This is a genomic window from Mesorhizobium sp. CNPSo 4684 (assembly GCF_057784315.1).
Map to the genome: position 1 here is coordinate 154,149 of NZ_JBWLUX010000014.1, position 10,772 is coordinate 164,920.

The window sequence follows — 10,772 nt, forward strand, 5'->3', positions numbered from 1 at the left end:
GAACAGGCGCATGCGCGGTCGCAACAACAATGGCGGCGGCGGCAACAACAATAACAACAATAACAACCGCAAGGGCCCAAACCCCCTGACGCGCAACTACGAGAGCAACGGCCCGGACGTGAAGATCCGTGGATCGGCTCAGCAGATCGCCGAAAAATACGCCACCCTGGCGCGTGACGCGCAAAGCTCCGGCGACCGGGTGATGGCGGAGAATTACCTCCAGCACGCCGAGCACTACAATCGCATTATTGCCGCCGCTCAGGCGCAGTTGCCGATCCAGAACCAGCAGCAGACTCGCGACGATTTCGACGACGACGAAGATCGCGACGATTTCGACAATGCCGGCAACGGCAATGGCGGCGAGACGCAAGCTCCGCAGGCCAACCACGGCAACGGTCCGCAGCCGACGATCGAAGGCACGCCGGCCGAACTGGCATATGGCCAAGAAAACAGCCGCGAGAACAACAATGGCCGTGACAATAATGGCCGCAACAATAACGGGCGTGACCGCAACCGTGACCGCCGCCCCAATGGCGGTTATGGCCAGAACGACCAGCGTGGCGACTATGCCCAACGCGGCGAGCATCAGCGCGGCGACCAGCAGCGCTTCACCGAAACCCCGGTGCAGGCGGAGGCCGTTTCCGCGGTTGAACCCGAAGCCGAGACCGGGTTCTCCGAGCCGGCGCCGCTGTACGAAAACCTGTCCCCGGCGGCTCTTGCCGCCCGTGCCGAACTCAATGAGGCCGCCGCCGAGAACGGCACTGCCCGCCGTCCGCGGCGTCCGCGGCGTCCGCGCACCAATGCCGATCCTGTCGGTGACGACCAGTCTGGTGGTGAACAGGTGGATGGCGCCAGCGAGACCGTTGCAGCCACCGAGGTGGATGCGGCGCCGGCTGAAAGCCCTGCCGTCGACCCGTTCGTCGTCGACGCCAACAACTGACCGGACAAGACGGCAGTCCTTGAAAACGGCGGAGAGAAATCTCCGCCGTTTTCGTTTGCTTAGGTATGCAATATCCTGTGCGGCAAGTCTTGAGCGGCAATGGTTTGCGCCCCATATCTGGCGGGAACTGGACCCGGCTCCGATGAGCGGGTCCGTCACCGCAATCTGATCCGGTGCCGCAAAGCGGGCCGGTGATGGAAGGAGACAGATATGAACCTCGAGAAATACTCCGAGCGCGTCCGCGGATTCATCCAATCCGCCCAGACCATGGCGCTCTCGCGCAACCACCAGCAATTCACTCCCGAACACATGCTGAAAGTCCTCGTCGATGACGATGAGGGTCTGGCCGCCTCGCTGATCGAGCGCGCAGGCGGCAATGTCCGCGACGTCAAGCTCGGCGTCGAGACCGCACTCGAAGCCATGCCCAAGGTGGAAGGCGGCAATGGCCAGCTCTACCTGGCGCAGCCGTTGGCCAAGGTGTTTTCGACGGCCGAGGAATTGGCCAAGAAGGCCGGCGACAGCTTTGTCACCGTCGAGCGGCTGCTGCAGGCGCTGGCGATGGAGAAATCGGCCAAGACGGCCGATATCCTGGCCAAGGCCGGCGTCACCGCGCAGGCGCTGAACCAGGTCATCAACGATGTCCGCAAGGGCCGCACCGCCGATTCGGCGAGTGCCGAGCAGAGCTACGACGCTTTGAAGAAGTACGCGCGCGACCTGACTGCCGACGCCCGCGCCGGCAAGCTGGACCCGGTGATTGGTCGCGACGACGAGATCCGCCGCACCATCCAGGTGCTGTCGCGGCGCACCAAGAACAACCCGGTGCTGATCGGTGAGCCCGGCGTCGGCAAGACGGCGATCGCCGAAGGCCTGGCGCTGCGCATCGTCAATGGCGACGTGCCGGAATCGCTGAAGGACAAGCAATTGATGGCGCTCGACATGGGCGCGCTGATTGCCGGCGCCAAATATCGCGGCGAATTCGAAGAGCGGCTGAAGGCCGTGCTCAATGAAGTCACCGCTGCCGCTGGCGGCATCATCCTGTTCATCGACGAGATGCACACGCTGGTCGGCGCCGGCAAGGCCGATGGCGCCATGGACGCTTCGAACCTGTTGAAGCCGGCATTGGCGCGCGGCGAACTGCACTGCGTCGGCGCGACCACGCTCGACGAGTACCGCAAGCATGTCGAGAAGGACGCCGCCCTTGCCCGCCGTTTCCAGCCGGTTTTCGTCGACGAACCGACCGTGGAAGACACGGTTTCGATCCTTCGCGGCCTGAAGGAGAAATACGAGCAGCACCACAAGGTGCGCATCTCGGATTCGGCGCTGGTGGCGGCGGCAACCTTGTCCAACCGCTACATCGCCGACCGTTTCCTGCCGGACAAGGCGATCGACCTCGTCGACGAAGCCGCGTCGCGGCTGAGGATGCAGGTCGATTCCAAGCCGGAGGCGCTGGACGAGATCGACCGCCGCATCATGCAGCTCAAGATCGAGCGCGAGGCGCTGAAGGTCGAGACCGACGACGCCTCAAAGGACCGGCTCGCCCGTCTGGAAAAGGAACTCGTCGGCCTCGAGGAGGAATCGACCGAGATCACGACCAAATGGCAGGCCGAGAAACAGAAGCTTGGGCTCGCCGCCGATCTTAAGAAGCAGCTCGACGAGGCCCGCAACGAGCTTGCCATTGCTCAGCGCAAGGGTGAATTCCAGCGCGCCGGCGAGCTTGCCTATGGCAAGATCCCTGAGCTGGAAAAGAAGCTCCGGGAAGCCGAAGCCCAGGACGGCAAGGCCGGCATGGTCGAAGAGGTGGTCACACCCGATCACGTTGCCCATATCGTGTCGCGCTGGACCGGTATTCCGGTCGACAAAATGCTGCAGGGCGAACGCGAAAAGCTGCTGCGCATGGAAGACGAGATCGGCAAGCGTGTCGTCGGCCAGGGCGAGGCGGTGCAGGCGGTGTCGAAAGCTGTGCGGCGCGCCCGTGCCGGCTTGCAAGATCCGAACCGGCCGATCGGCTCGTTCATGTTCCTCGGGCCGACCGGCGTCGGCAAGACGGAGCTGACCAAGGCGCTGGCGAGCTTCCTGTTTGACGATGAGAGCGCGATGGTGCGCATCGATATGTCGGAGTTCATGGAGAAGCACTCGGTCGCCCGGCTGATCGGCGCACCTCCTGGCTATGTCGGCTATGAGGAAGGCGGCGCGCTGACCGAAGCGGTGCGGCGCCGGCCCTATCAGGTCGTGCTGTTCGACGAGATCGAGAAGGCGCATCCCGATGTCTTCAACGTGCTGCTGCAAGTGCTCGACGACGGGCGGCTGACCGACGGCCAAGGCCGTACGGTCGACTTCCGCAACACGCTGATCATCATGACGTCGAACCTCGGCGCCGAATATCTGGTCAATCTCGGCGAAGACCAGGATGTCGATGCCGTGCGTGACGAGGTGATGAGCGTGGTGAGAGCCTCGTTCCGGCCGGAGTTCCTCAACCGCGTCGACGAGGTGATCCTGTTCCACCGGCTGCGCCGGCAGGATATGGGCCGCATTGTCGAGATCCAGCTCAAGCGGCTGGAAAGCCTGCTTGTCGACCGCAAGATCACGCTGTCGCTCGACCAGGATTCGATCGACTGGCTGGCGGCCAAGGGCTACGACCCGGCCTATGGCGCACGGCCGCTGAAGCGGGTGATGCAGAAGGACCTGCAGGATCCGCTGGCGGAAAAGATCCTGCTCGGCGAGATCCTCGACGGTTCGACCGTCAAAGTCACCGCTGGGTCCGACCGGTTGAATTTCCGGTCGAAGCCCACCGTCGTGGCGACTGAAGCCGCAGCCTGATCAATACGCCGCGCCTCCCGAACGGACGCGCGGCGTTTTCTTGTGAATTCGCGGGGGGCGCACATGACGCTGGACGACTACAACAGCCTCTGCGCCTCGCTGCCGCAAACGACTCATGTCGTGCAGTGGGGTGACGCGCATGTCTGGAAAGTCGGCGGCAAGGTCTTTGCCATCGGCGGCTGGAATGATGGCGGCCAGCTTTTCGTCACCTTCAAATGTTCCGAAATGGCCTATGACATTCTGAAGGACCAGCCCGGCTGCCGGCCGGCGCCGTACCTCGCTTCGCGCGGCATGAAATGGATCCAGCGTCAGACAAGCCAGAGCATGGATGATGATGCGCTGAAGGACTATCTCGGCGAAAGCCATCGCCTCGTTGTCCTCAAGCTGACGAAACAGACGCGCAAGGAATTGGGCCTGTAGCGGCCTTGAAATCCGCCATCTTCATGCCCGGTTCATGTTGGAAAGCTTATGTTCTGGTTTGCTGGCGGAGGGGTTTGCCTGCAGGCTTTTGACGGTCAGGGCGTTGCTTGCGCATCCAAACGGTGGCGAGAGCGTTCTGAAGGGATACTGCCGGGGCGGCGGCAATTACGACCGGAGAGTTTGACCACCATGTTTCGCACGATCTTTGCCTTTTCGGTGCTCGCCGCCGGGCTGCTTGCGTCGAGCGCCATGGCATCGCCGACGGTGGATAACGCACTGCCGGTTGTTCGCGCTGCCGATAACGGCGGCATCGTGCTTGCCCAGGACGGCAATCTCGACATCTATTACGACGCCAGGGGCAACCGCGTCATCGTCGATGCCGACACCGGCAAGGTCATCGCCATCCAGCCGCCGCAGACCAGGCTCGACCGCCGTGCGCTGCGCCGCCAGATGCGGGCGCGCGAACTCGGACGCGCACCGGTCGAGGATGACGACCGTTATTATCTCGATGATCCCGAGGACATGGCGCGTTTCCGCCGCAGGCAATTGGAAGAGCAAGGCAGGGTCATCATCCCACCGGCCGACGACTATGATCCTGACAGTGACAATTCGGTGGACGCCTATCCGGCGGCGCCACAGGATGACGCCAATGATGGCGACATTTATCCGGAAGCACCGAAGTCTGCCGAGCCGCGCCCCGTCAAGCGCCAGCCACTGAACGAAGCCTCGATCGATCCAGCCGAGCCGGCGGCCCCCGGCGACGAGGCCGCTCTGCCGCCCAGGAGCGATGGCGGCAAGACTGTCGTCGATCCCTCGCTTTCACTCGGTGCGCGCCAGGATGTGGCTGCTCTGCAGGTGCTGCTCGACCGTGCCGGCGCCTCGCCCGGCGTCATCGACGGGCGCTTCGGCTCCAATGTCGACAAGGCGCTGGCCGCCTACAATCAGATCACCGGCAGCAATCTGCGCTCGACCGATGCGGTCGGCATCCAGGCCGCGCTGGCGCAAACCGGCGGCGATGCTTTCGCCAACTACACGATCACGCCGGAGGACGCGGCCGGTCCTTATGTCGCCTCGATACCGGAAGATTACAGCCAGAAGGCGCAGCTCGACCGTATGGCCTACACCTCCGTCACCGAAGCCTTGGCCGAGCGCTTCCATATGGACGAGAACTACCTGAAGAGGCTCAATCCCGAGGCCGACTTCAATCGCCCCGGCACCATCATCAAGGTCGCCAATTTCGGCAGGCTGGTGGCAACGCCGGTTGCCCGCATCGTCGCCGACAAGGACAAGAAGCAGGTGTTTGCCTATGATGCCGCCGGCAAGCTGGTCGCAGCCTATCCCGCCACCATCGGTTCAGCCGACACGCCGTCGCCAACCGGCACCCATACGGTGTCGCGGGTCGCGCTCGATCCGAACTACACCTACAACCCCAGCATCAATTTCAAGCAGGGCCAGAACGACAAGATCCTAACCATTCCGCCCGGCCCCAACGGTCCGGTCGGCTCGGTGTGGATCGCGCTGGACAAGCCGACCTACGGCATTCACGGCACGCCCGATCCCTCCAAGATCGGCAAGACCGAAAGCCATGGCTGCGTGCGCCTGACCAATTGGGATGCGCGCGAACTGGCCAAGCTCGTCTCGCCGGGCGTCACGGTGGAATTCGTCGGCGGACCAACAATCGCGGATGTCGGCGGGACCTCAACCGACGAGTTTACGCAGCAGTGAGGCGCGCGGCGCGGCGGCATAGATGAGCTGTACCAGCAGGATGAAACCGATGCTGAGCAGCGGCGTGATCAGGCACAGCGCCGCGCCGGCCGCCCACAGCGCCTGTGCCTTGACGATACGATTGTAGACCGTGCGCCGCGTTTCAGCGTCCACATCCTCGGCGATCATGCCGTTCCCGTCCGCATACCACCAGCTGGCGAACAGCGTCACGCCCAGCATCAACAGGTTCAGCCAATAGACGATCACCGCGGTTCGGAACTCGAGGAAATCGGCCAGCAGGTCGGTCGAGAACGGCAGCAAGGCGATGAAGGCGAGAAAACACAGGTTCAGCGTGGCCAGCCGCCGATCGGACCTGGCGATCAGCCCGTGCTGCGCCTGCTGGCCGAACCAGAAGATGGTCAGCGTCAGGAAGCTCAGCGCATAGGTCAGGAAGCGTGGCGCAAGTCCGGCGATTGCCGAAAGCAGCTCGCCCTCGGAGTGGACCATTTCGTGCGTCGGCACGCGAATCTCAAGCACGATCAGGGTAAGCGCAATGGCAAAGACGCCATCGGTGATGCCGACAACGCGCCCGCGCGCCTCTACCGATGGTTCGAGCGGTCGTTTCATGCGGCTTCCCCTTGCTTTGCGCGTTGCAAGAAACTTAACACGCGCTATGTGCCGGTTGCATCCATTGAGGCGTGGTTCCTACCCATGCGGTCAGGTCGATCTGGTTTTAAGGACTGCGAAGCCCTGGCTGGTTGTTGCCAGGGCATCGGAAGTCTAAGCAGGCTCTCATGAAGTCTCCGAGCGAAGCTGCAGCAATCCCCCTGACCGGCTCTCTTGCCAATGGTTCGTTTTGTCCGCCGGCGCAGCGCAAATTCGTGCTGGTCGCGGCGATCCTGGCATCCGCGCTCGGCTTCATCGACGGGTCGATCCTGGCCATCGCCACGCCGGCGATCCGCGTCGACCTCGGCGCCGGCCTGGCCGAGGCGCAGTGGATTTCCAATGCCTATGCGCTGACGTTGTCGGCGCTGATCCTCGCCGGGGGCGCAGCGGGCGATCGATTCGGCTTGCGGCGGGCATTCGTCGCCGGCATCGCCCTGTTCATTGTCGCCTCGCTCGCTTGCGCGGTAGCGCCGAATGCGCTGGTGCTCATCGCCTTTCGCGCCATTCAGGGCATCGGCGCGGCGATCATGGTGCCGGGCAGCCTCGCCATCATCGCCAAGGCCTATCCGAAGAAGGAGCGCGGTCGCGCGATCGGCATCTGGGCTGCCGCCTCGGCGCTGACGACGGCGCTCGGCCCGGTGCTGGGCGGCTTCGTCCTGTCAGCCTTTGGCGGCGGCATCTGGCGGGCGATCTTCGCCGTCAACCTGCCGTTCGGGCTGATCTCGATCTATCTTCTTCTGGCCAAAATTCCCGCTGATGCACCAACAGAGATGCGAAGCCTCGATCTTGGTGGCGCAGCGCTTGCCACCCTTGCCTTCGGGGCGCTGGCCTATGGGCTGACTGCGATGAGCGCCGAAGGCGGCGGGCTGATGTCGGGACCGAGCATCGCCGCCGGTGCTGTGCTGCTCGGGATCTTCATTGTCTTCGAGCTTCGGCAGCGCGAGCCGATGATCGATCTCAAGGTGTTTCGGATCGGCGCCTTTGCAGGCGCCAACGTCGCCACGTTCTTCCTCTATTTCGCGCTCTCGGCCAATTTGTTCTACCTGCCGATGCTGTTGATCGCCGGATGGGGGCTGAGCACAAAAGAGGTCGGCTTTATCTTCCTGCCGCTGTCGGCGTCGATCGCGCTGCTGTCGGGTCCGGTCGGCCAGTGGTCGGATCGGATCGGTCCGCGGTTTCCGATCGCCAGCGGCTGCCTGGTCGTGGCCATCGCCTTTGCCGGGCTTGCAATGCTCACCCACGCCGGCATCCACAATTTCTGGACCGGCACCTTTCCGATGATGGCGGTGATGGGGCTCGGCATGGCGCTGGTGGTTTCTCCGCTTTCGACGGCGATCATGACGGCGGTCGAGGACAAGAATACCGGTGCTGCCTCCGGCATCAACAACGCGGTTTCGCGTATTGGCGGGCTGATCGCGGTGGCAGCGATGGGATCGCTGGCGGCCTGGGTCTATTCGACGATGCTGGACGCCGGCGTCAGACCTGGCATTCCGGGGTTCGGCGAACCGGTCTCGACAGCGCTCGCGCCGGAACTTGAAGCGACACGGCTCGCCGCCAGCGATGCGGCCTTCGCAGCCGTGTCGACGGTGACGGCTCTGCTTTGCCTGCTTGCCGCTGTCATCGCCTGGATAACCATCTCCGGGCAGAAGCTGCCCTGGTCGCAAACCGCCGAGAATCAGCAACCCTGATTCGGGGCGGACTGATTCGTAGTGCTCTGATTTTGAATGAATTTGATTCGGCAGCGCGGTTTTGAAGGCTTAGCCTTCGATCTTGGCGCTCGCGACTTTCAGTGGATTGCTGTCTTCCTGCTTGAGCAGTTCATCGATGCGCTCGCGCTCGCGCTTGAAGGCGACAAGGTCGTCGCCCTTCAGCACCTTGCCGACCGGCAGGCGCACGCGCATCGGGTCGACCTTGGTGCCGTTGACGATCAGCTCGTAGTGAAGATGCGGACCGGTGGAGAGGCCGGTCTGGCCGAGGAAGCCGATGATCTGGCCCTGGCGGACATGAACGCCCGGCTCGATGCCTTTGGCAAAGGCACTCTGGTGATTGTAGGAGGTCTCGTAGCCATTGGCATGGCGGATGATGATCTGCTTGCCGTAACCGCCGGCCCAGCCGGCCTTTTCGACGGTGCCGTTGCCGGCGGCGATGATCGGCGTTCCGATCGGCGCTGCCCAGTCGACGCCGGTATGCATGCGGACATAGCCGAGGATCGGATGCCTGCGGGCGCCGAAGCCGGAGCGGAATTTCCCGGCGGGCAGGGGATTGCGCAGCAGGAACTGCTCGGCGCTCGATCCATCCTCGTCGAAATAGTCGGTCGAGCCGTCCTGCATCTGGAAGCGGTAGAAATTTCGCGTCTGGCCGCCGAAGGTCGACGAGACATAGAGAAGTTCCGATTTGTCGGATGCCTGGTCGTCGCCGTCCGGCTGCGAGAACAGCACGTCGATGCGGTCCGACGGATTGAGCCTGGATTGGAAGTCGACGCCGGAGGCCAGGAGCTTGACCAGTTGCTGGGTCAGCTTCTTCGACATGCCATAGGAATAGGCGGCGCGGTAAATGCCGTCATAGACGTTCGGCAGATTGCCGCGCACCACCACCGGCGCGGAGGAATCGTCAAACGCCGTCAGCAATTCGGGATTCGGTTCGGGTTCCTGCGCCGGCACATACTGGCCGTGATCGTCGAGCGCGATGGTGACGATGTGCGTGGTCTTGTCATAGACGCTGGTGCGGACCACCTTGGCGGCGTCACCATGCACTTCGAGCCCGACGCGCAGCACGGTTCCGGCCTTCAGCGCCGGTGCGTTGAGCAGCTTGCCGATCGCCTCGGCCATGCCGGTGGCGTCATCGCCGGTATAGCCCGAATCGGCAAAGGCCTCAGCAATGTCGCGGTCCCTGGTAAAGGGGATGATTTCCTCGGCGAAAGCCGGGGTCTGGTCGTCGATGGCGACGCGCGGGGCCACCGAAACGTTTTCCGGCACGATCTTGACGTCGTAGGAACCGGCCATCGATTCGGCGAAGGCGTCGCCGAATCGCTGCGGGTCGACATAATGCAGCGAGGCAACCTGGATAGCGCCGTCGCCGAGATCCGTGCCGGCCTCGCGTACCACTTTTTCCACCTCGTCGGCGGACAGGTCGCTCTTTTCGTCGAAGGAGGCCGTCTCGACCGGGAAATCGACCGTCTTCAGGCTCATCTCGCTTTCGACCTTGGCGCCGTAGATCTGGCCGCCAACCGCGGAAGCCGTGGCCGGTTGCGCGGGCGTTGAGTCGCCATCGTCGCCGAACACCTGCATCGGGTCGAAAGGCGGATAGGCGCGGTTGGTTGTGTGGCCGGCGGCCAGCGCCATCTTGATCTGCACGAACGGCATGGTGTGGATAACGTCGCGGTCGCCAACCTTGGTCACCATCGATACTTCCATGCGCCGGCGGTCCTTGGCCTTGGCGATCTGGCGCGGCGCCACCAGCCTGGTGGTCTTGGCGACCTCGCCGGAATCGCCGCCGCTTTCGAGCTGGGCCAGCTCGGCGATTTCGGGCGGGGTTGCCAGCTGTTGGCGGCCGTCAAGGGCAGCGAACAGCGCCACACCCATCAGCACGCTCGAGGTCACGCCAGTAAGGAAGGTGCCCGACAGCCAGCGCGCCGAAACCTCGCGCCGGTCGGGCGGGCCGCTGCGGCCATCCGCGATCAGCGGCGGCTCATTGCCGAGTTCGGCTATGACATCTTCCGTGTCTGGCATCCAGAAAGGCTGCTTCTTCCCCGGGCGGAACGGCTTTTCGCTTCTGTTGGGCCATGACATTTGCCTGTCACGGCGGGTGAAGTCAACGAAGCGGCGAAATCCCCACTCACACGCTGTGTTTACAGCCCCTTATAAAGAGGCGTCTCTATGCTCTTATAAGAGGCTCCCAACCGGTGATGCGCAGGCCTCGCTTTGGTCTTTTGGAGAAAGGCGCTGCGCGTCGCGCGGCACCTTCTTGTTGGCTTTGGTGTCGAACGGCAATGCGGCGGCAATAGGGCTCCTTCTGGGCAACGCCAATGTTCCCCTGGGGCAGTCCGCTGGCTCCAAAACTTCTGTCGCAAAAAGTTCAAAAACATGAGTGATCGGTGTTGACAGTTTGAGTGGGTGGCGACTATATACGCCTCACGAACGAGGGCGGTGCGCCGCTGGCGGCGAAGCAGTTTGCTTCTGAATAAGCCCTTGTGAAATTCAAGAGAGCCGCGTAAGCGACACTCGGA

Annotated in this window: 7 protein-coding genes; 5 read left to right on the forward strand and 2 right to left on the reverse strand. The window is 63.3% G+C overall.

The genetic code is table 11. The features are described 5' to 3' along the window. Positions 1-10: 10 nt before the first annotated feature. The 4 genes from AC04SG_RS15535 to AC04SG_RS15550 all read left to right on the forward strand — a co-directional run bounded on the left by AC04SG_RS15535 (position 11) and on the right by AC04SG_RS15550 (position 5,902). Positions 11-940 carry a DUF4167 domain-containing protein gene (locus AC04SG_RS15535; RefSeq protein ID WP_488551753.1) on the forward strand — a complete coding sequence of 310 codons (930 nt, stop codon included), beginning with the start codon at positions 11-13 and terminating at the stop codon, positions 938-940. Positions 941-1,150: 210 nt separating this feature from the next. Next, positions 1,151-3,757: an ATP-dependent chaperone ClpB gene (gene clpB / locus AC04SG_RS15540; RefSeq protein ID WP_192258660.1), complete on the forward strand. Its 2,607-nt coding sequence runs from the start codon at positions 1,151-1,153 to the stop codon at positions 3,755-3,757. Between the two features lie 63 nt (positions 3,758-3,820). Next, on the forward strand, positions 3,821-4,177 hold the full coding sequence (locus tag AC04SG_RS15545) for an MmcQ/YjbR family DNA-binding protein (protein ID WP_488551754.1): 357 nt from the start codon (positions 3,821-3,823) through the stop codon (positions 4,175-4,177). Between the two features lie 189 nt (positions 4,178-4,366). Beyond that, positions 4,367-5,902, forward strand: coding sequence for a L,D-transpeptidase family protein (locus tag AC04SG_RS15550; protein ID WP_488551755.1), 1,536 nt, complete (start codon positions 4,367-4,369; stop codon positions 5,900-5,902). On the opposite strand, the gene AC04SG_RS15555 is transcribed toward AC04SG_RS15550, so the two are convergent. Further along, entirely contained in the window at positions 5,876-6,508 is a 633-nt protein-coding gene (locus tag AC04SG_RS15555) for a TMEM175 family protein (RefSeq protein WP_488551756.1), read from the reverse strand. The two genes, AC04SG_RS15550 and AC04SG_RS15555, sit on opposite strands and share 27 nt — an antisense overlap. Before the next feature lie 167 nt (positions 6,509-6,675). Between AC04SG_RS15555 and AC04SG_RS15560 the strand changes: the two genes are divergently transcribed. Then, positions 6,676-8,235, forward strand: a complete 1,560-nt coding sequence (locus AC04SG_RS15560; protein ID WP_488551757.1) for an MFS transporter — start codon at positions 6,676-6,678, stop codon at positions 8,233-8,235. Positions 8,236-8,304: 69 nt separating this feature from the next. Here the strand turns inward: AC04SG_RS15560 and AC04SG_RS15565 are convergent, their stop codons facing one another. Next, positions 8,305-10,275: a M23 family metallopeptidase gene (locus AC04SG_RS15565; RefSeq protein ID WP_488551758.1), complete on the reverse strand. Its 1,971-nt coding sequence runs from the start codon at positions 10,273-10,275 to the stop codon at positions 8,305-8,307. Positions 10,276-10,772 lie beyond the last annotated feature (497 nt).

What these genes read in the sequence shown, in the direction of transcription:
- AC04SG_RS15535 (WP_488551753.1), top strand. Translation starts at nt 11, where the DNA reads ATGCGCGGTCGCAACAACAATGGCGGCGGCGGCAACAACAATAACAAC.
- clpB (WP_192258660.1), top strand. Translation starts at nt 1,151, where the DNA reads ATGAACCTCGAGAAATACTCCGAGCGCGTCCGCGGATTCATCCAATCC.
- AC04SG_RS15545 (WP_488551754.1), top strand. Translation starts at nt 3,821, where the DNA reads ATGACGCTGGACGACTACAACAGCCTCTGCGCCTCGCTGCCGCAAACG.
- AC04SG_RS15550 (WP_488551755.1), top strand. Translation starts at nt 4,367, where the DNA reads ATGTTTCGCACGATCTTTGCCTTTTCGGTGCTCGCCGCCGGGCTGCTT.
- AC04SG_RS15555 (WP_488551756.1), bottom strand. Translation starts at nt 6,508, where the DNA reads ATGAAACGACCGCTCGAACCATCGGTAGAGGCGCGCGGGCGCGTTGTC.
- AC04SG_RS15560 (WP_488551757.1), top strand. Translation starts at nt 6,676, where the DNA reads ATGAAGTCTCCGAGCGAAGCTGCAGCAATCCCCCTGACCGGCTCTCTT.
- AC04SG_RS15565 (WP_488551758.1), bottom strand. Translation starts at nt 10,275, where the DNA reads ATGCCAGACACGGAAGATGTCATAGCCGAACTCGGCAATGAGCCGCCG.